This is a genomic window from Calothrix sp. PCC 7507 (assembly GCF_000316575.1).
Classification (GTDB): Bacteria; Cyanobacteriota; Cyanobacteriia; order Cyanobacteriales; family Nostocaceae; genus Fortiea.
In genome coordinates, this window is record NC_019682.1 from 4,039,775 (window position 1) to 4,058,772 (window position 18,998).

Annotated in this window: 19 protein-coding genes; 7 read left to right on the forward strand and 12 right to left on the reverse strand. The window is 42.2% G+C overall.

Annotated features, from left to right (window positions below):
• Positions 1-93 precede the first annotated feature (93 nt).
• The 5 genes from CAL7507_RS17180 to CAL7507_RS17200 form a co-directional block, all read right to left on the reverse strand.
• Entirely contained in the window at positions 94-519 is a 426-nt protein-coding gene (locus tag CAL7507_RS17180; protein WP_015129754.1) for a hypothetical protein, read from the reverse strand.
• 695 nt (positions 520-1,214) lie between these two features.
• Positions 1,215-2,363: an amino acid ABC transporter permease gene (locus CAL7507_RS17185; RefSeq protein WP_015129756.1), complete on the reverse strand. Its 1,149-nt coding sequence runs from the start codon at positions 2,361-2,363 to the stop codon at positions 1,215-1,217.
• Between the two features lie 8 nt (positions 2,364-2,371).
• Positions 2,372-3,298: an amino acid ABC transporter permease gene (locus tag CAL7507_RS17190; RefSeq protein ID WP_015129757.1), complete on the reverse strand. Its 927-nt coding sequence runs from the start codon at positions 3,296-3,298 to the stop codon at positions 2,372-2,374.
• Between the two features lie 96 nt (positions 3,299-3,394).
• Complete coding sequence (locus CAL7507_RS17195) at positions 3,395-4,474, reverse strand: amino acid ABC transporter substrate-binding protein (RefSeq protein ID WP_042342236.1); 1,080 nt, start codon at positions 4,472-4,474, stop codon at positions 3,395-3,397.
• A 512-nt stretch (positions 4,475-4,986) separates the two neighbouring features.
• Entirely contained in the window at positions 4,987-5,472 is a 486-nt protein-coding gene (locus CAL7507_RS17200) for a hypothetical protein (RefSeq protein ID WP_015129759.1), read from the reverse strand.
• 543 nt (positions 5,473-6,015) lie between these two features.
• On the opposite strand from CAL7507_RS17200, the gene CAL7507_RS17205 reads away from it, so the two are divergent.
• The gene (locus CAL7507_RS17205; RefSeq protein ID WP_015129760.1) at positions 6,016-6,573 is read left to right on the forward strand and encodes a hypothetical protein; all 558 of its coding nucleotides are present in this window, start codon (positions 6,016-6,018) and stop codon (positions 6,571-6,573) included.
• 78 nt (positions 6,574-6,651) lie between these two features.
• On the forward strand, positions 6,652-7,296 hold the full coding sequence (locus CAL7507_RS17210) for a DUF3318 domain-containing protein (RefSeq protein WP_015129761.1): 645 nt from the start codon (positions 6,652-6,654) through the stop codon (positions 7,294-7,296).
• A 101-nt stretch (positions 7,297-7,397) separates the two neighbouring features.
• Here the strand turns inward: CAL7507_RS17210 and CAL7507_RS17215 are convergent, their stop codons facing one another.
• Positions 7,398-8,195 carry a 7-carboxy-7-deazaguanine synthase QueE gene (locus tag CAL7507_RS17215; protein ID WP_042341386.1) on the reverse strand — a complete coding sequence of 266 codons (798 nt, stop codon included), beginning with the start codon at positions 8,193-8,195 and terminating at the stop codon, positions 7,398-7,400.
• 198 nt (positions 8,196-8,393) lie between these two features.
• Between CAL7507_RS17215 and CAL7507_RS17220 the strand changes: the two genes are divergently transcribed.
• The 3 genes from CAL7507_RS17220 to CAL7507_RS17230 all read left to right on the forward strand — a co-directional run bounded on the left by CAL7507_RS17220 (position 8,394) and on the right by CAL7507_RS17230 (position 11,754).
• The gene (locus CAL7507_RS17220; protein ID WP_015129763.1) at positions 8,394-9,443 is read left to right on the forward strand and encodes an anti-sigma factor antagonist; all 1,050 of its coding nucleotides are present in this window, start codon (positions 8,394-8,396) and stop codon (positions 9,441-9,443) included.
• 405 nt (positions 9,444-9,848) lie between these two features.
• Positions 9,849-10,325, forward strand: a complete 477-nt coding sequence (locus tag CAL7507_RS17225) for an NAD(P)H-quinone oxidoreductase subunit N (RefSeq protein WP_015129764.1) — start codon at positions 9,849-9,851, stop codon at positions 10,323-10,325.
• A 553-nt stretch (positions 10,326-10,878) separates the two neighbouring features.
• Complete coding sequence (locus CAL7507_RS17230) at positions 10,879-11,754, forward strand: DNA/RNA non-specific endonuclease (protein WP_015129765.1); 876 nt, start codon at positions 10,879-10,881, stop codon at positions 11,752-11,754.
• Positions 11,755-11,759: 5 nt separating this feature from the next.
• Here CAL7507_RS17230 and CAL7507_RS17235 read toward each other — a convergent pair whose 3' ends face one another.
• The gene (locus CAL7507_RS17235; RefSeq protein WP_015129766.1) at positions 11,760-12,164 is read right to left on the reverse strand and encodes a nuclease A inhibitor family protein; all 405 of its coding nucleotides are present in this window, start codon (positions 12,162-12,164) and stop codon (positions 11,760-11,762) included.
• Between the two features lie 225 nt (positions 12,165-12,389).
• The gene (locus CAL7507_RS17240; RefSeq protein WP_015129767.1) at positions 12,390-12,860 is read right to left on the reverse strand and encodes a GNAT family N-acetyltransferase; all 471 of its coding nucleotides are present in this window, start codon (positions 12,858-12,860) and stop codon (positions 12,390-12,392) included.
• Positions 12,861-12,871: 11 nt separating this feature from the next.
• Here CAL7507_RS17240 and CAL7507_RS17245 point away from each other — a divergent pair, with 11 nt between their 5' ends.
• Positions 12,872-13,072, forward strand: a complete 201-nt coding sequence (locus CAL7507_RS17245) for a hypothetical protein (protein WP_042341387.1) — start codon at positions 12,872-12,874, stop codon at positions 13,070-13,072.
• Positions 13,073-13,145: 73 nt separating this feature from the next.
• Positions 13,146-13,685, forward strand: coding sequence for a DUF3172 domain-containing protein (locus CAL7507_RS17250; RefSeq protein ID WP_042341388.1), 540 nt, complete (start codon positions 13,146-13,148; stop codon positions 13,683-13,685).
• Positions 13,686-13,741: 56 nt separating this feature from the next.
• Here the strand turns inward: CAL7507_RS17250 and CAL7507_RS17255 are convergent, their stop codons facing one another.
• From CAL7507_RS17255 to CAL7507_RS17270, 4 genes are all read right to left on the reverse strand, one after another.
• Entirely contained in the window at positions 13,742-14,680 is a 939-nt protein-coding gene (locus CAL7507_RS17255; RefSeq protein ID WP_015129769.1) for an AMIN domain-containing protein, read from the reverse strand.
• A gap of 4 nt (positions 14,681-14,684) precedes the next feature.
• Entirely contained in the window at positions 14,685-15,206 is a 522-nt protein-coding gene (locus tag CAL7507_RS17260) for a hypothetical protein (RefSeq protein ID WP_015129770.1), read from the reverse strand.
• 4 nt (positions 15,207-15,210) lie between these two features.
• Positions 15,211-17,409 (reverse strand): cation:proton antiporter, encoded by a 2,199-nt coding sequence (locus CAL7507_RS17265; RefSeq protein WP_015129771.1) that lies wholly within the window; start codon positions 17,407-17,409, stop codon positions 15,211-15,213.
• A 274-nt stretch (positions 17,410-17,683) separates the two neighbouring features.
• On the reverse strand, positions 17,684-18,973 hold the full coding sequence (locus tag CAL7507_RS17270; protein ID WP_015129772.1) for a cation:proton antiporter: 1,290 nt from the start codon (positions 18,971-18,973) through the stop codon (positions 17,684-17,686).
• Positions 18,974-18,998 lie beyond the last annotated feature (25 nt).

An 18,998-nucleotide genomic window follows, 5' to 3' on the forward strand; every position in this document is an offset into this window, starting at 1 on the left:
TGGATGATACTGTTAATAATGCGATGCCAACGGCTGGTGGGTAGGCCATCCCTTGATAGAATGTGACCTAAAATGTTGTAATTGCTATCGATATTACGAAGAGAATCGGTACAAAATATTTCCATCCTCATTCACTTCAAAAGAAGCATTGAGTTCTTTGGCTTTATCATCTAAATATTGTTTAGATGATTGAGTAGATATTTCAGCATTTTTTGCCAATTGCAATACCGTTATCGTTCCAGCATTTTGCTCAATTAATTCTAAGAACAATAACTGAAGACGCTTTTGCTCTGATTGAAGCAGCAATGCTTTTTCCTTTCGATTCTGCTGTACTAAAGACCAACTCAAATAGCCTCCTATCATTGTCGATGGAATAGTCAGAATAGTTAAAGCAGCTACAGCATCTTTTTTGTCTTGAGAAGCAGTTTTGGGATTGAGGATTTCCAGAATCATCACAGCAGAAAAGGGAATGCCAAATAGCAGGAAACACAATGCTAAAAACTTCTTAATTAGTTTCATACAACTTTTTCACTTACTAATAAATATTTAATTTATGACCTAATAAAAAACGGTATTCAGTCATATTCCCCAAATATCCATCACCAATAGTGACAGATTCTACGGTGCAGAGAGAAAATAATGTCCCCATTATACAACGTATAATAAAATACTGACTGCCTTGAGATTTAGCACAGTGTCTGATACCGTTTCACTTTAAGATTGATACAAATAGGCGGGCAGGGGGAGAAAATTAGAGACTAATGATTTGTATCAGGCATTTCGTGAAATGGTATAAGGCGATCGCTCAAGTCTTGTTAATTTAAGCGAAAACACGAAGGGGTGATCGCAGCAGGTACAGCGTCTCCGCCCTTAATTGTTGATATAGGACTACTATTTGATTTTTGAACAAAATTAGGTATCGTAGGGTGCGTTACGGATTTCATCCTAACGCACCATCATCAAGGATTTGGTGCGTTACGCTGTCGCTAACGCACCCTACATATCTTTTCAAAAATCAAGCCGGATTCCTATAGTGAGGACTTACGCAAAATTCACGTAATTGCGTCATTATGAGCGATAGCGACGTTATCACCTAAAACTCTGAGATTGCTTCCCTACACTACGTTCCGATCACAATGACAAATTTTGCTTGCGTAAGTCCTGACAGTCAACAAAGAAAAATGATTGATTGTGCAATGAATCAGCGTTTTATCTTAGTGACTTAACTGTCTTTCTAGCCGCCGAGAAGCTAAGGAAATTGAGTAACAAAATACCCAATAAATCAAGCCAATAAATAGATACACTTCTGCATAACGACCGATAAATTGTGGCTGGGCTAGGATAGAACGGGCAATTCCTGTGAGTTCTACTAATCCGACTAAAGATAAGAGTGAGGTGTCTTTAAATAAGCCGATAAACTGCCCTACAATCGCTGGAATCACTGCACGTAATGCTTGAGGCAGGATAATTAATATAACTACGAAGGGTGTATTCAATCCTAATGCTTTTGCGGCTTCGACTTGTCCGCGTGGGATTGATTGGAGTCCGCCGCGCACGTTTTCTGCCATGTAAGCGGCACTAAATAATACTAATCCGGCGATCGCTCTCAGCACCCGATCTAAACGCACATCTGCTGACAAAACCAACGGTAGCATTACCTGAGCGAGAAATAAAATGCCAATTAGTGGTACTCCCCTAATAATTTCAATGTAGAGAATGGAAAACCAACGTACCACTGGTAAATCACTAGTACGCCCTAAAGCTAATAAAACTCCAATAGGAAATGAAAGTATAATACTGATTGTTGCCATCAATAAGGTCAACAGCAAACCATTCCATAAATTTGTAGGCACAGATTGCAGGCCTAATCCACCACCAACTAACCATAAGATAATGGGGAAGGATAATAACCATACTAAAGAAAGCCAAGGAGTTATCACCTTAGTAAATATTCTCCCAATCCAAAAGCCTGATGATCCCAGGATCGCAATTGATAACAACAAGATGTGGGATATCAAATCTATTGGTAAAATCACTAGTAAAACACCAGTAATTAGAGCCGAAATGAGCAACTGAGTTCTTGTAAACTGTTGTTCGGCAGCAAATATACCCCAAGTTACAGCAGCTAGAGTTGCAGCGATCGCCAGCACTATCCAAACTCGCCAGTACAGAGATTGGGGAAATCTTCCCACTAAAAATAACGGTAAATTAAGTTGAATAACTGCCCATTGTGCGGAGAATATAGCCCAAGTTGAAATTCCCCAGATTACCCAAAACAGGAATATTAAACAAACAACAGTTAATAAGCTGTTGTACCAAGTACTAAATAGATTTTTCCTGAGCCAATTTAATTGTGGTGTCATTTGTTCAGTTATCTTTCTTGAATTTGGACGGCGCGATTGAACAAATTCATCACTATGGAGATAGTTAAACTTAAGACGAGATAGGTGAGCATAATCAGTAACATGACTTCTACGGCTCTACCGGTTTGGTTAAAGGTGGTGGAGGCGACAAAATAAACATCGGGATAGCCGATGGCGATCGCCAAACTGGAATTTTTCATCAAATTTAAATACTGGCTGGTTAAAGGGGGAATGATTACCCGCAAGGCTTGGGGGAGAATCACTAACCGCATGACTAACCCTGGTTTTAATCCTAGCGATCGCGCTGCTTCCCATTGTCCTTTCGCTACTGATTGAATCCCACCTCGGACAATTTCCGCAATGAATGCAGCTGTGTAAAAAGTCAACCCTAAAAGCAAAGCTGAAAACTCTGAAGACAGGGTAACCCAAGGAAGTTCTACACCATTTTGACTGAAGTAAACTAGCCCCCATAAGGAAGTTTTATTGTCTGCCTTCGGAAAGCCTAGGAAAACAGCAAAGTACCAAAACAGCAACTGCAATAATAAGGGTGTATTGCGGAAAATTTCTACATAGACTTGGGCTATATTCCGCACTAACCAGTTATCAGATAGCCGGGAAATTCCCACAGTTACTCCGACAATTGTCGTCAGGAAAATTCCTGCAACTGCTACCCGCAAGGAGTTAATTAATCCCACCCATAAGGCGCGACTGTAGGTATCAGTTGGTTTGTAGGTAACAAGGGTTTCACCAATGTCAAAGGAGGCTTGCTGTTGCAGAAAACCAAAGCCGAATTGAATACCTAATTGCTGCAAATTGCGGCTCAGGTTTCCCCAGAGGATTGTGACTACAACTACTGCTAAAACTATGGAGATGAATTGCCCCACAATTCGCAAAAAGCGACTGTCACGCCATAAAGGTGGTTTGTCATTTGTCATTGGTCATTTGTAAAGAGTCAAAAGTCAAGGGTCAAGGGTTAAGGGTCAAAGGACATTAATTATTTCTCCTTTATTTCTTTTATCTCTCTTGTCTTCTCATCGAAATGGGGGAGAGTAGAGTAATCCGCCTTTTGACCAGAGTTGATTTTGACCACGAGCTAGATTGAGTGGTGTTTTGGGGCCGAGGTTGCGATCGTAAATTTCGCTGTAGTTACCGACGTTCTTGATGATCCTAGCGGCGAAATCGTTTGTTAAGCCCAATCCTTCACCAAGATTACCTTCTGTTCCCAAAAAGCGCTTGATATCTGGGTCATTGCTGGTGGCGAATTGAGCGATATTTTGAGAATTAATACCCAATTCTTCCGCTTTAACTAGGGTATAAACCACCCATTTGACAATATCGCCCCACTTAGGATCTCCTTTCGCAACAGCTGGTGCAAGTGGTTCTGAAGAAATAACTTCATCGAGAATTACGTTATCTTCTGGTTTGGGTAGCTTGGTACGTCGGGAAACTAACGCCGAACGATCAGCTGTAATTCCGTCGCAACGTCCTTCAGAATATGTGGCAAAGGTAACGTTAACGTCTTCAAAAACAACGGGTTTGTAGGTGATGCTCCGTTTCCGCATTTGGTCGGCGAGGTTTTGTTCAGTCGTGGTACCGGTTTGCACGCAGATGGCTTTACCTTTGAGGTCGGTGAGGGACTTAATCCCGCTACTTTTGCGAACCATGATGGCTTGACCGTCGTAAAAGACTACGGGTGCAAAGTCCAAACCAACTGAGGTTGCACGACTCAGTGTCCAAGTAGTGTTACGACTGAGAATGTCTACTTCCCCAGTTTGCAAGGCTGTAAACCGTTCTTTGGCGCTGAGATTACGAAATTCCACCGCATCTGGTTTATCAAATAGAGCCACAGCTACGGCGCGACATACATCTACATCTATACCGCTGTACTTACCGTCTGTTCCCACAAAGCTGAACCCTGGTACTTCGCCACTGACGCCGCAGATTACCTTTCCACGGCTTTTGACGCTATTCCAGAGATTGCGATTCACTGGTGCTACAGCGGTACTACCGGGAGTGTTGGCTGTATTGGCTGTGTTTCCTGACTCGCTGCTACAAGCGGTGATGGTAAAGAGTAAGGGTGCGATCGCCAGAAATAAAACTGATTTATGCATAAATAAGGTCGTTAATTCACTATCAAAAATGTGTTTATGACTACAATCTTTTTGTGGAAGCAAGTAGATGTTTGTAATATAAAACTTTTTGGACATCTATAATTTAATTTGTGTCTAAAAAATAGCGATTTAACAGCAATTATCAGTTATCAGTCCATACCCTGCTCAGGTGGGCACGAACCAGCCTACATGTATTTGAAAAATCAACTATGAATCTTCTATTAAAAAAAAGCTAGCAAGAAAAAGAAGTATTGCTACACATAAGAAAAACGGCAGTTGTCGACCTCAGAAATCAAACAAGATTGTTGCTATAGCATACAATTTCTTAGCAATTTCCGCCAAGCATATTTACACAAAGTGTAGAATTTGACAAGTTTGTAGTAAGGATTTTAGTCCTTACTACAAGCAGTTACAACAGCACAGTCTAATCAAGTGCCAACACTCTCAAATATTTCACTTTGCTGAGATTCATGATTATGGTATTTTTTCATGAATCATCTATGATTGCTATATCAGAATCTAACCTTCTTGAGAGTTAACCCACTAGATGTACTTAAAAATATATACATGTTGCGACTAGAGTCTCCTTCCCTTAATACCTGAGTTTCTTGTCTAAAACGGCTAGAGTCAAAACTAATGGTTGCTACTTTGCTGCTAGTATTACAACTATTACTTCCCCCTCCTACAGAATGCTCTAATCTGGTACGAGGGCTAACTGTATATGATTTGCCATTTAATGAATAATTAATACTGATATCTGTTTGATTAGATATCGTGTAGATTTCGGGTTTAGTCACTACGGCCAAACAAGATGATCCACCTGATGAACCGGATGGAATATTAGGTGGACATACCCATGTCCAAGAACCTGGAAAACCCAAACTTTGCTTATAGCAACCAGCGTAGGCTGGTTTTGATAATAAGCCAGAAAGTGAAATAATCCCTAGAGTTAAACCTGTTACTGTTGCGATTCCTAATTTATTTATTTTGTTGAACATTGCTAGGTTTCTGAAAAGTATACAGCAACTATTATTATTTTTCCTAATAACCATTCTGTAGTAAAGAGTCCATATATTATTATTGATAATGTTTTTATAACTACTGAAAATTAGACTGTTTTAAGTCGTATGGGACGCTTGCACAAAAGTGGTCAACAATTTCACTAGCAAGGTTTTAATTTCCCTATCTGGGTTTCCTGGTTCTACCTAAAACGCTATGATGGTTAACTTGAAAAACGATTTGTTCCGTCTACAAGACCACCCAAGGACAGCACAATTAAGTAGGTCGATGTCAATATTTATCGTTGGGAAAAGGCACTCTTGCAATAGGAGAAAGGGTTTGAGCCTTAGTTTTGGTGATTTTTAGCTAAATTGATGAAATCTAGATAAATCCACCACCAGATTAGGCTCAAGTTTAATGAATAGAAGCTTACTTGCATATTTCTCAGAGATCAGAAGTAGCTACACCAACCTAAGCATCTGCCACTAGCAGGTTAAACTAGGTCTGGTAACAGCTGCTCCACCGTTCCTTATGAGGCTTTTATGGGAGCTAATCTGAAACAGATTGCCAAATATTTAGACAATCTTGGTTGGGACTACCGTTTTGATGATGAAGAAGATCGGATTATCACAGGTGTAGAAGCTGATCACCTAGAGGATTTCCTGATAGTTGTCCAACTGGATGAGGAGGGAAAATTTTTTCGGGTATTTGCGCCTCAAGTCCTGGCGGGGGTACAAGAGCATCCGCATAAGGGAGTAATTCTCCAGACAATGCTAGCCATTTCTTGGGAAACCAAAATGCTGCAATGGGAATATGACCCATCCGATGGTGAAATTCGTGCCATTATTGAGTTTCCTTTAGAAGACTCGATTCTTACAGAAAGACAATTTAACCGTTGTCTGAGTGGGTTAATTCAAATTGTTGATAGTATAGCCATGCCTCGCCTGAAAGAGGTAATGGAAACAGGACAAGATCCAGGAAATCTCGAACTAGGGGAAAGACTATTACTCAGTATTCAGGAAGAAGCGCCTGGATTACTAGATATTCTCGAAAAAGCTATGGAAGCTAGGAAAAAACGGGGAAGTTTTCCTAACGAGTGAAGCGGATGATCACGGAAATCGCTATACTCCAAAGTGATACCCTCACTATATACTGAAGTTTTCTAGGGCTGGATTTTTATGACATCCTATGCAACCTCCTCTGCCAAAGCGGAAATGAGTGAACTCCGGCGGTTAAAAGGCTTACTACCGCCAGAGTTGCAGAGCTGGGTCACGGTTGAAGGCACAACTGAGGTTAATCCACCCCTGATCCGCTGCGAAGAAATTGGTAAAGACCAGGTAGAAATCCAAATAGACCTGGTGAAATGGGATGCCCTCGCGATGGATCAGCGTAATTTGCTATTCTGGCACGAAGTCGCTCGCGTTCAAAATGACACGATTCCCAAAGATGGATGGGAAATGGCAGCATTAGCCATTGGTTTAGGTGGTGCTGTTGGTGAGTTATGGGTACAGGATGCATTACTGCTGGTATTAGCCTTGGCATTATGTGGCGTATCAGGCTGGCGACTGTATCAAAAGAATAATGGGGAAAAGCAAGTTAAAGAATTACTTGATGCTGACGAAAAAGCGATCGCTTTAGCAACTCGCTTTGGTTACAGCCTCCCCAACGCCTATAAGAGTCTTGGTAGCGCCTTAAAGACCCTAATTGATAGCACTCCTAGCAAGCGGCAACGGTCTAGATACGATGCCCGACTCTCTGCCCTCAAACGCAGTGCTAATAAGGCAAAAGCTAAATCTAAACCCATAGATGACGGCGGACTTTAATCAGTGCTGAGTAGTGAGTTCTGAGTAACGAGTAAATTAAACTCAGCAACGCCACTGGCTACAAGCCGGGGAACCCGTCCAACGCAGTGGCTCCTCACAACTCACAACTGATTCAACATTTTGTGAGTCTGAGGTACAACACGGACATGTGCCACAAATCGTTTCATCAAAGCCTGCCACACTAAGACCTGTTCTGGAGAAGGGGCAAGTACAGGCGATTTGGTGAACTGTTCAGATGCCAACAAAGGCGTGACAGGTTGTAAAAATACTGGGATGTTGGGACTAACATCAGCCACTAACAAAGCTGAACGTTCCAACTCATCTGGGTCTGTTTGATCAGAAACAATTATCTTGACGAAAACGTCTAAAGGCGCGTCGTAGCATAGTTGGAGAAATTTTGCGTGTTCTGGCCAATGACTTTCACCACTAACACTAGGTAGCTTTAAATCCATACCCACACAATCTAGGTAGGGCAGAATCATTGCCAGCTGTTCTGGACGATGACCACCAGTCTCCAGATATATAGGTAAACCAGTCAGCGATCGCACGAGTGGGAGAAATAATGCTAAGAACGGAGCATGAAGAAGTGGTTCGCCCCCTGTCAAGCTAATGCTATCGTGTAGACAGGGTAAATTTTGTCGTTCAATCCATTCTATTAAAATGGGTAGTGGGATGGGATTTGAGTGAATTTCAAAATCTCTTAATCCAGGGGTTCGCTCTATTCTACAGGTAGTGGGTGCATTCCAAGTATGGGCGCTATCACAAAAATGACAGCGTAAGTCACAAAAAGCAAAGCGAATAAAAAGCTGACGTGTCCCGACATTCAGTCCTTCTCCTTGAATAGCAGAAAAGACCTCAATCAGGCGTGCGGTGGGTTTAACAGTAGTTTTAGCAGTCATGGGATGATAGCAACGCGATATCGCCGCGTCGTCACAAAGGCAGGTACATTTTTCGGCTTCTTGTTCTATTGTGAATCTTCGCTGGTAATCTCTAAATTTCATCCCAAGTCACAGCGATTATTCCTTATTCCTACTGATTTAAGATTGGGTTAGGTATTTTTCTAGGACAAAATAATTTTTTGACAGACTATATTATACATGGCAACGAAAGTGCAGAGCTTCATGACTAGCCAACCCACAGAGGCCAATTTTCCCGTTAATTTCCTAAACGACACGGCAATAGTGCAAGTACCAACGCGGTTGAGTGTGCTAGAGGCTGTAGCCTTCAAGGAAACTTGCCAAAAGTTAACACAGGCCAATTCACATCCTACACAAATCATTATTGATTTTCACCAAACTACTTTTATGGATAGTAGTGGTTTAGGTGCCCTTGTCAGTAATTTTAAAACTGCCCGAGAAAAAGAGATTGGATTTATACTGCGGAATGTTACCCCTCCGGTAATGGCAGTGCTAAACCTCACAGGATTGCACCAAGTTTTTCCCATTGAATCTATCGGTAGTTCATCACCAGAAAAACATAGTAACACCATAGAAACGCCGGGAGTGACTTCCCGTAAAATAGAGCAGCTGCCCACGACTCATCCTTCTGTGGCATCTTGGATGAAACGGTTGATAGATATTGTTGGGGCAGTAGTAGGTTTAGTAATTACAGGAATTTTATTTATTCCCATTGCTGTTGCTATTGAAATCAATGATCCTGGTCCCATTTTCTTTAGACAAACTCGTTGTGGCTGGATGGGAAAACGGTTTTATATTTGGAAATTCCGCTCCATGTGCGTGGATGCAGAAGCTAAAAAATCGCAAGTCAAAAACCAAGTACAAGGTGCTTTCTTCAAAAATGAAAATGATCCCAGAATTACGCGGGTAGGGCGCTTTTTACGTCGAACTAGTTTAGATGAACTGCCACAATTTTGGAACGTCCTTAAAGGCGATATGAGTTTAGTTGGCACCAGACCACCTACACCCGATGAAGTAGAACGATATGAAGTTCCGGAGTGGCAACGTTTGGATGTTAAACCCGGCATGACTGGAGAATGGCAAGTAAATGGACGTTCTACAGTACGTAGTTTTGAGGATGTGATTCGTCTGGATTTGCAGTATCAAAAAAACTGGAGTTTACTGTACGATTTCAAGCTGATTTTCAAAACCATAGCTATTCTCTTTAACAGAAACAGTGGTGCTGTTTAGGTAATTTCTAAAAATAATCCTAACAATTGGGGAGCAAACAACCGTTTGACCCTACTCACAATCACATGGTAATTTCTATTGGAGAAAATCGCCTTAGCTAATTACCATCATTTGTTATTTGACAGTAACTTGTAACTGCCAAAATTAATGACTGTGCTTAAGCTCACAAAAAATTAGAAGTAACTGTGGTAGCCAACACCACAGTTATAATCTGTGAGACATTTAATTTTTCCATGTTGGCGGAGTGGGAGGATGAGAGAAGAAGTTTTTTCCCTTAACCCTTGCAACTACGCTCACCAGGCAAGATAGAGTCAGGTCAATCTAACTTATAAGTTAGTTATCTGATTTGATCTATCGCTTCACAGTCAATAATAGAGATATCTAAGTGAGATAGAACGGAAATCTATGGCACTAATTACCACTGGCAACACTTTCATTCGCGAACTAGAAAAAGTTGGCTCTCTTGGCGTTTACGTACCTCTGGAGGGAGGTTATGAGGGTCGCTATCGACGCCGACTGCGTGCAGCTGGCTATATCTCTCTCCACATTACCGCCAGAGGACTGGGTGACGTGGCTGCCTATCTCACAGGAGTTCATGGAGTCAGACCGCCTCATCTGGGTAAAAAAAGCACTGGTAGCGGTGCAGCAGTGGGTGCTGTATACTATCTACCACCCATTCTTACCTATAACCTAGAACAGCTACCACCAAAGTCCAAGGGTCTAGTTTTGTGGATTATTGAGGGACATATTCTTTCCAATCAGGAAATAGAGTATTTAGCGGCTTTGCCCAGTTTAGAACCACGTGTGAAAGTAGTAATTGAAAGAGGAGGCGATCGCAACTTCCGTTGGACACCTCTGGAAAAAACACTTTTGGCTGGTTAATTTTTTGTAATTGATCAATAGTCAGCGGCGAATAGCAACCAACTGCTGACAAAAATCCCGATCAAACAACAAGGAACCACGGATAAACACCGATATAGCAGGCAGTAGGCTTTAAAATCCTCTGGTGTAAGGATTTTATGCTTGATTTCTGTCCTAATCGACCTAACCCCTGCTATCAATATCGGTAATTATCACATTTACCCAGCCTTTTTCAACAAGAGGCAGGGGGAAAAGGAGCAGGGGTCATTTCCCCCTGCCTCCTGCCGTGGAGCGGAGCGGAACATGAGTCTGATTCCCTAACTTCTGCTAAGTGGTTCTCGTACCCCATAGGGGATCTTGCTACAGTTGGGGTCGAATCCCCATCTTTACTATCCCCCTTGCTCCCTGCCCCTTTTCCTCTTTTTCAAGGAGAAGTTCTAAGTGGAGCAAGCCTCTGCTGAGAACTTCTCTTTCTTTTCTATTTATTACTCATTAGGTAAAATTTCGGAAATATCCTCATAAATAGTGATTTAGTAATTAAGTTTCCAAAAAAGTCTCAAGTTTACTTACATTTATGCCTTTAATCGCTCGCTTTTGGACTGTGGCAATAGCCCTACTACTAGTGATATTTCTGGGATACACAACAGTAGCCCAATCCCCATCGTCAACTGTAACTGAGTTAATACCTACCAAACTCTCAACCAGCGTTCACCTGCTGTTGGGGAATCCCAGCAATGCATCTGAAAACACCGCCGATCTGGACAATTACTTAATCACTAAGCCTCAGTATGCACTTTCGTACAACAATAGCAAGGGAATTGCCAATTGGGTCAGCTGGAACCTTTCACAATCTTGGTTAGGAGATGCCCCACGGCAAAACGATTTCCGCCCCGATCGTGAACTTCCTAAAGGTGTCTATAAAGTCACGCCCAAAGACTACACAGGTAGCGGATTTGACCGTGGTCATATGATCTCTTCGGAAGATCGGGGAGCAAACATCGCTGATAATTCCTCAACCTTTTTGATGGACAATATTGTTCCCCAGTCTCCGGATAACAATCGGGGACCGTGGGTGCAACTGGAAACCTACTCCAGGAATTTGATCAAACAAGGCAAGGAACTTTATATCATTGCTGGGGGCGCTGGCGTAGGTGGAACTGGTGAAAACGGAGCTATGACTACTTTGGCTAATGGTAAAGTTACTGTTCCTGCTTCTACTTGGAAAGTTGTTGTAGTCTTGGATCAACCTGATTTAGGAATCAAGGGTATTAGCAACAGTACTCGTGTGATTTCCGTCGTAGTTCCTAACTCTCAAGGCATCAAATCCCAGAATTGGAAAACTTTTAGAAAATCTGTAGATGAGGTAGAAACTTTAACTGGGTATGACTTGCTTTCAAATGTACCCGAGGAAATTCAAGCAGTAATTGAAGGGAAGGTCGATCAAGAGTAAGATGATCAGGTTTCTACGGCTTTGGTTGCCAGTCCAGCACTATCCCCTGATGGAGTTTGACCAATAACGTAGACATCTTGCTCTGTTTCACCAAGACGATATACCTGTAAATCACTGAGATTTTCTTTAAGGGTCTGAACAAGAGTTTGAAATCTGTTAACAGTTTGTCTCTCTTCTTCACCATGCCAATCTTCCCCTGTGACAGCCACCTTAAAGAAATCATCTACCGCCACAGCTTTAACGGGTGTGCCGGCTGAATGTCCTGTTTGTTCCAAAACTTTAGTTGGAGTTAAAGGGATGTTGTCGGGATGCTCCCAGAGTAAAACTTCAAATGGGTATTCTGATTCGCTCTGGAACAACAAGCCGTCTGACGCTTGCTTTAGTTGGTCGAGAATTTCTGTGTTATTCATAATCAATAAAAAGGATTTCGCGTCTAAATTGTATAAACAGTCTTTATGGTCGTTGACTGTTAACAGCTTAATTAAAATTCTCTACTTATTAACAAAATTTTGACTGCCGTGGCTGTACTAAAATTTGTTGTAGTTAAATAGTAATTTTTTATACTTAATAAAATTCTAGGTCAGCATAATCACGGTTAATATTCTGCTGTTGAGATTAGGCGATCGCTCTCTGTTCTACTCAAGTTCCATCAGCATTTCTATAATGCTGACGCGAAAACCACAGGATGCAAATAATCGTCGCGCTGCTTCGTTAGGCGCTACCGTGTCTAGGCGAATTTGCTTGACACCCATTTGCTGAAACCGTTCGATAGTCAACATCACCATCTGTCGCGCAATTCCCTGTTGACGATATGCTGATTCAACCCAAAGATCGTGAATCACCGCAAATTCCTGTAATAGGTAAATTGGTATTTCTGCTTGAACCGTCGCCGCCACAAATGCCACCAATTGTCCGTTATCTTCAGCTACGAGAAACACACTGCGATCGTCATTGGCTAATCGTCCCAGCCATTTCTCATAACGCTGCTCTGGGTGAGGAATAAAACCATACTTGGCAGAATCCCAAGATTCATGCAAAGCACAAATTTTGGCTACCATTGGTAAAACCGCGGGTATGTCGTCTGGGGTTGCAGGACGGATTAACATAAGCTACCGAAGTGCAAAGAGGAGTATCTAGAATCGGCCGAAAAACTGACAAGCAAAGTAGATTCAATAAAATTCTCGATAGATACTGGTTAAATATTGGCGATCGCACAACTGATAAGGTTGAAATTATCGATAAACATCTAGCTAATTTGCTAGTTTTGTCGTTTAACAAGAATATTGACCAGAAAGGTGCAGGCAATTATAGTCAATAATCGGCATACTTAAAGAGGGAGAGCAGTTTAGAAAACTCCCTGCGATCCTAGGCGTGAAGGTGATCAAGCAACAATGAGACGTACATCCACTGGTAGATCGGCTAATAGTTCCAAACCCTCTATGTTTAAATCCCCAATGTTTAATTTTACCACCATCGCCATTTTGGGTGGGGTATTTATCTTGGGAATTGGCATTGGCATTGCTTTTAGCTCAACAACCACCTTGTCTCCATCAAATGTGGCTTCCCGTGAATTTATCGATACCAAAGCACCAAACCCTGAGATTTGCGTGCAGTATGGAGCTAGCGCTATGGTGATGGACGCTAGACTTTTCGTGACTCTCAACCCTTTTAATGTTTATGTTGCTCAACCAAGTATGCGTCCTGGATGCGTTATCCGTCAAAATAACTGGGCGCTTTTGGAGCAGAAAAAGCTTGTAACATCTGACCAGGTAAGAGAATGTAAGAATCGCCTGAACACTTTTGGTTTTACAGGTAACTTGGACAGTGACAAACCTGATATTAGATGTATTTACCAGAATGAGGCTGGTCAAAACTTCTTCTTGTCTCAACCTGGTGCAGTAGCGCCGTCTCAAGAAACGGATAGATTCTAAATTTGGGAGATGAGGGAGAAATAATTAATCACTCTTGCCAATTCCCCATTCCCCATTCATCTCGTGCGAGGAAGCGGTTGACCGAACTCAATGACTCTTGTGTTAGGAACATTGGAGGGATAGTTGGGTACTACGGGAACTGACAAATTAGGACTAGCTATAGGCTGAGGGTTGTTAAAATTACCGGGTTGATTGGGGAAATTCGGTGGGGGAAGAATAGAACTAGATGGTTGAGAGGAGCTGTTCGGTGTGAGGGGAGGGACGGTAACAAAGGGCTGTTGAGTCGTTGGAGATTGGCTATTGGGTGGCTGTGGATAGTTATAGGAACTTGGTGGTAAGTTACTCGGCGTTTGCGGGTAATTATAGGGACTTGGTGGTGGGTTAATACTGGGTGTTTGTGGTTGATTGTAGGGACTTGGTGGTAAGTTACTCGGTGTTTGTGGGTAGTTTCCGGGTTGTAGAGAGTTAGTATAACCACGAATTAAAGGACGTAACACCCAGCGAGTGGGGTTTTGTTTGGAAACTAGTTGCAGTTTTATCTGGTTTGGTTCGGAAAAATTCCCTGGTGCCAAATCCATGACAATGCGGGTTATGCCTGAATTTAATTGGGAAACGCGAATTCTTTGGATTGCTCCTGAATAATTTTGTTGGGTGGGAACATAGCCTAACTTAGTATCAGGTAAATCTACGACAATACGAGGAGGTTGGGCGAGATAGAAGTGACGGGGAGTTATACCTGCTGAGATGGTAAATTCCAGTTGTATGGCTTCTGGATAAAAGCGCCAATTGTCTAGTCTAGCTACTGGCGCAACCACATTTTTAACAGTTGGCAGTTGTGAAGTTGGGCGATTCTGAATTGGTGATTTATTGAGCGATGGTTTAGCAGTACTGATGCCAGGTTCTAGGGCTATCGCTGCATATAAACTCAACAAGCTGATGCCAAACAACCGCTTGCAGATTTGGGAAAATGACCTGGGTTTTAATTCTTGATTCATTATTTCAATGACTTTTTGATTTCTGTGATTCTTCTTTAGCTGTCTGCGCTATGGCGGTAAATCCTAGAGTTTGTGGGATGCTATTTATGGTTAGTTGACCTGTGACACTACTTTTATCTTTTAATTGCATTTGCATGGTGGCCGAGTAGACGGAAGATTTTTGAGAAGGAGTAGTTTTACAAAAGTTGGATCTGTCAATTTTTCCAGATAAATTCAATTGTTGATTGCTCAATAGACCGGATAAAGAATGCTTATTTTGATTAGTGGCGGCAATTGTGGTGTTGTTATTAGCTGGTAGTAAAGAGGCGTTGACGTAAATACCTGATTGCTGAATATTTAATGTCAAGTCCTCTGGTTGCTCACAGTTTGGCAAATTTTCAGTCAGTTTTAGGAGATAGCGATCGCTAATTGTCGGCGCAGTCTTGAGATTATTTTCTCCGTAGACGGTGACAGTCTTAAATAGCAGTAGAACTGAAGCTATGGCTACACCATAAAAAGTTAGGGATTTGTAGTTAAAATGACTCATAGTTTCACTTCCTGACTGTTGATGCTTGATTGCTAGCCTCAGGAAGCACAGAGGCGAGATGGGAGGTGACTTGACTGTAGCGACGGGTAATCAGGAGTGAGGAACGGCATTGGATGGCTAATTGATCTGTGTATCGTCCCAGAGTTTGACGCTCAATACCCCAAGCGCGACTGGTACCAGCAATAGTTAAGTCAACACCTTCTGAGGCTGTGACTACGGCTTGAATTGGTTCTGGGGATTCAATCATTTTGATGTCAATGCGATCGCTTACACTAGTAGGCAATTGCCCCATGATTGTATGTAGCTCGTAACTTAGTTCGTCCTTCACCTCACTTTCAGAGACGACTTGTAAAATCTGCAACATGCAAGTATCTCGATTAATCAACAGTCTCAAAGCCAGGATCAGTGCTAAATCATCATGAATATTGGCAGAGTAGGGAACCAACAAGCTTTCTAACCTTTCCCCACCGCGATCAATGAATACTGCGACATCCACAGGTGCTGTTGAGAGAATTTGACCAACTCTACCACCTAAGCGATTGCTACTAAAAGCTGGGCGATGCCATCCCAATAAAATTAAATCAGGTTGCTCGATTTTAGCGATCTGTGCAGTCTCTCTAGCGACATTGCTAGATATGCGAACAATGGGATGCACACAAGCGCGGGCTGTTGGCGGTTCGAGAGTATTAATTAAGTCTTCTAGTTGTTGGCGGCGCTGGGCAATTAATCGGTTAGCTTCAACTGGGGTACTCTCAAAAGCATAGTCTTCTTCAAATTCAATCAGGCTGAGAGGATGGACTGTAGCAGATTGTGGGTGGTTGAGTGTGACACCTGGGTTGGGCTGGGCAAATGCTACTGCTAATTGTAATAATCCTTTTTGTGTACTGGGATTAGCTACTGGCAATAAAATTTTATATTCTCTACCTGCAGTCGTTTCTCGTTCGGTTTCTGCGTCTGACTCTGGTTCCAACACATCTAATCTGATCAGCCTTTTTGGATATGTCCACTCTAGTAGTGGGGAGGTCATAAATGTTGTTACCAAAGCCATAATTACCAGCATGGTAAACAATAAGGGCGAAATAACGCCCAATTCCAAACCAATATTCAGTACTATCAGTTCAGTTAAACCACGAGTATTCATTAACCAACCGAGGGCTGAGGCTTCCCGGTTATTAATGCCACTGACGCGAGCTGCTACATAAGTGCCAATATACTTGCCGGCGATCGCTACTGCTAAGACTAAGGCACACAAAGCCCATAAATCGGGACGGTTGAGTAAGCCAATTTGCGTCCGTAAACCACTGAAGGCAAAAAACACTGGAAGCAGAAATACTAAGACAAAATCTTCGGTTTTTTCGGCTAATTCTCTGACTAAGTCTTCATTTTTGGGCATAGCTGCGCCCAGTAAAAATGCCCCAAAAATGAGGTGAATACCAATTATTTCGGTGATGAGGGCGGAAGCTACCACGCCCATATAAATCAACGCCACTAATAATTGACTAAGGCGTCCAGTGCGTTCGTAATGGGCGGCTAGACGTTGCAGGAACCAACGACCGACCGTCAGCATGAAACCGATGTAAACTACACTAGCAATGATCGTGGGGAAGGCACTGACAATGCTACCACCTCTAGCGACAGCGATCGCTACTGCCAATACGCACCAAGCCGTCACATCATCCACTGCTGCACAAGTTAGGGCTAGTGTCCCCAGGCGCGTCCCTTGTAAGTTGTTCTCAGTAATAATTCTGGCTAATACTGGAAAAGCAGTAATTGACATCGCTGCGCCCAAAAATAGGGCAAAGGCAGTAAAAGAAACACTACCATTAGAAACCAGAGGATAAAGCAGCACTGCTAGCACCGTTCCTAAAGAAAACGGTACCAAAATACTCACATGAGAGGTTAAAATGGCAGTTTCTAACTGACCACTAAGATATTTGGGATTTAACTCTAACCCAATCAAAAACATGAAAAATATTAGTCCCACCTGAGACAACACATTCAAGAAAGGAATTGTTTCAGGTGGAAACAAATTAGCTGCTACTGATGGTGCAATTAAACCAAACAAAGAAGGGCCAAGCATAATCCCGGCGACAATCTCACCAATTACTAATGGTTGCTTGATCGATTTAAATGCCAGTCCTACTAGCCGTGATAGTCCAATAACAATCAGCACCTCTACCAGAACGAGAATAACTGTGTGCATAGTTTCCTCAAAAGTTACTATCCCGTTTCCCTAAGATGATTCTTTAGATCACTGGAAAATGTCAACCTTTTTCACTAAACCCAATGTTAATTCGCTGGTGATGTTAATTGTTGTTACGACACACGGTGAGTCGCCAATAATGAATTGTTTTAGATTTCTGAGATAAACTACAGAAAATTAGGATATTAACGCTCTCAACAGCAACAGCTAAGTATTATGGCACTGTTAAAAATCCATAACTCAGGTTGGGCATTGAGTGATTTTTTAGTATTCCCTAAGCAGCGGACTTGGCATAACTTGTACCGGGCAACAAATAAGCCACAAGTGGCGATGCCATCAGTGTTGTGACAATTGCCATGATTACCATAATAGTAAACAAAGTTGGGGTGATTATACCTTGCTCAAGACCAATATTGAGGATAATCAACTCCATCAAACCACGGGCATTCATCAGCGCGCCAATAGTCGCCGATTCTCGCCAACTTTCCCCGCCTAATCTTGCTGCTAACATACAAGCAACACCTTTACCAAGAATAGCGATCGCCACAATTAAAATTGTAATTCCCCACAAAGTAGGTGTGTTTACTAGACCAATTTGAGTGTTGAGTCCAGAGAATACAAAGAAAAATGGCAGTAAAAACGAAGTGGTAAAAAACTCGGTGTGTTGACGAATTTGTTCAGCAAATTCTCCCCGCGGCATGACTGCGCCCAGCACAAAAGCCCCAAATATTGCATAGATACCTGTAAAATCGGTAAACCACGCACAAAACATCAAAGTTATCAACAATAAAGTCAGAGTTTGTACGCTCACACCTCCATCACGTTTAGTCAGGCGCGTGAAAACTTTTAGTAGAGGTTTGGCAACAAAAATTGCAAATATTACATAGATAATCCCGCCACCGATCGCTAAGGTAGCAATGTTCAGAGAATTTTTGACACTAGCCAGGACAATTGCCAGCAAACACCAAGCAACAGCATCATCCATACAGGCTGCACCCAATGCTAATGTACCCAAGCGGCTTTGAGTCAGACCGCGCTCGTAGATAATCCGAGCTAACATAGGAAAGGCGGTAATCGTCATGGAAGCGCCTAGATATAAAGCTGCAGCCCAAGGCGTTACCTTCGCCTGGAAAAAGCTACCATAATTATAGAGTCCAAAAGATGCGATCGCTCCCAAAATGAATGGAGTAATGATCCCCGCAGCAGATAGCAATCCTGCACTTCTAATATGGTGCTTTAAGAGTTTAGTGTTAAACTCCAAACCAATCAAAAACATATAAATTGCCAACCCAATTTGGCTAATAGCATATAAAATCGACATCGATGGGTTGGGAATTTTGCCTCCTCCCGCAATTAAGATAGGAAGCTTAGGAAATAGCCATTGTTGCAACTCTGGTGCTATCAAGCCCAATAGTGAGGGCCCCAGCATAACGCCTGCAATCATTTCGCAAACAACACCAGTTTGTCCCAGATAACGCCGTCCCAAAATCGTGACGATGCGACAAGTTATTAAAATGACTGTGATTTGCAGAAATAGCTTAATAACCAGTTCAAAATTTGACATTTAATTTCCCTGACAATAAATGGGG

What these genes read in the sequence shown, in the direction of transcription:
- CAL7507_RS17255 (WP_015129769.1), bottom strand. Translation starts at nt 14,680, where the DNA reads ATGAATCAAGAATTAAAACCCAGGTCATTTTCCCAAATCTGCAAGCGG.
- CAL7507_RS17215 (WP_042341386.1), bottom strand. Translation starts at nt 8,195, where the DNA reads ATGACTGCTAAAACTACTGTTAAACCCACCGCACGCCTGATTGAGGTC.
- CAL7507_RS17210 (WP_015129761.1), top strand. Translation starts at nt 6,652, where the DNA reads ATGACATCCTATGCAACCTCCTCTGCCAAAGCGGAAATGAGTGAACTC.
- CAL7507_RS17240 (WP_015129767.1), bottom strand. Translation starts at nt 12,860, where the DNA reads ATGTTAATCCGTCCTGCAACCCCAGACGACATACCCGCGGTTTTACCA.
- CAL7507_RS17260 (WP_015129770.1), bottom strand. Translation starts at nt 15,206, where the DNA reads ATGAGTCATTTTAACTACAAATCCCTAACTTTTTATGGTGTAGCCATA.
- CAL7507_RS17205 (WP_015129760.1), top strand. Translation starts at nt 6,016, where the DNA reads ATGGGAGCTAATCTGAAACAGATTGCCAAATATTTAGACAATCTTGGT.
- CAL7507_RS17185 (WP_015129756.1), bottom strand. Translation starts at nt 2,363, where the DNA reads ATGACACCACAATTAAATTGGCTCAGGAAAAATCTATTTAGTACTTGG.
- CAL7507_RS17190 (WP_015129757.1), bottom strand. Translation starts at nt 3,298, where the DNA reads ATGACAAATGACAAACCACCTTTATGGCGTGACAGTCGCTTTTTGCGA.
- CAL7507_RS17270 (WP_015129772.1), bottom strand. Translation starts at nt 18,973, where the DNA reads ATGTCAAATTTTGAACTGGTTATTAAGCTATTTCTGCAAATCACAGTC.
- CAL7507_RS17225 (WP_015129764.1), top strand. Translation starts at nt 9,849, where the DNA reads ATGGCACTAATTACCACTGGCAACACTTTCATTCGCGAACTAGAAAAA.
- CAL7507_RS17235 (WP_015129766.1), bottom strand. Translation starts at nt 12,164, where the DNA reads ATGAATAACACAGAAATTCTCGACCAACTAAAGCAAGCGTCAGACGGC.
- CAL7507_RS17195 (WP_042342236.1), bottom strand. Translation starts at nt 4,474, where the DNA reads ATGCATAAATCAGTTTTATTTCTGGCGATCGCACCCTTACTCTTTACC.
- CAL7507_RS17250 (WP_042341388.1), top strand. Translation starts at nt 13,146, where the DNA reads ATGAGACGTACATCCACTGGTAGATCGGCTAATAGTTCCAAACCCTCT.
- CAL7507_RS17230 (WP_015129765.1), top strand. Translation starts at nt 10,879, where the DNA reads ATGCCTTTAATCGCTCGCTTTTGGACTGTGGCAATAGCCCTACTACTA.
- CAL7507_RS17220 (WP_015129763.1), top strand. Translation starts at nt 8,394, where the DNA reads ATGGCAACGAAAGTGCAGAGCTTCATGACTAGCCAACCCACAGAGGCC.
- CAL7507_RS17265 (WP_015129771.1), bottom strand. Translation starts at nt 17,409, where the DNA reads ATGCACACAGTTATTCTCGTTCTGGTAGAGGTGCTGATTGTTATTGGA.
- CAL7507_RS17180 (WP_015129754.1), bottom strand. Translation starts at nt 519, where the DNA reads ATGAAACTAATTAAGAAGTTTTTAGCATTGTGTTTCCTGCTATTTGGC.
- CAL7507_RS17200 (WP_015129759.1), bottom strand. Translation starts at nt 5,472, where the DNA reads ATGTTCAACAAAATAAATAAATTAGGAATCGCAACAGTAACAGGTTTA.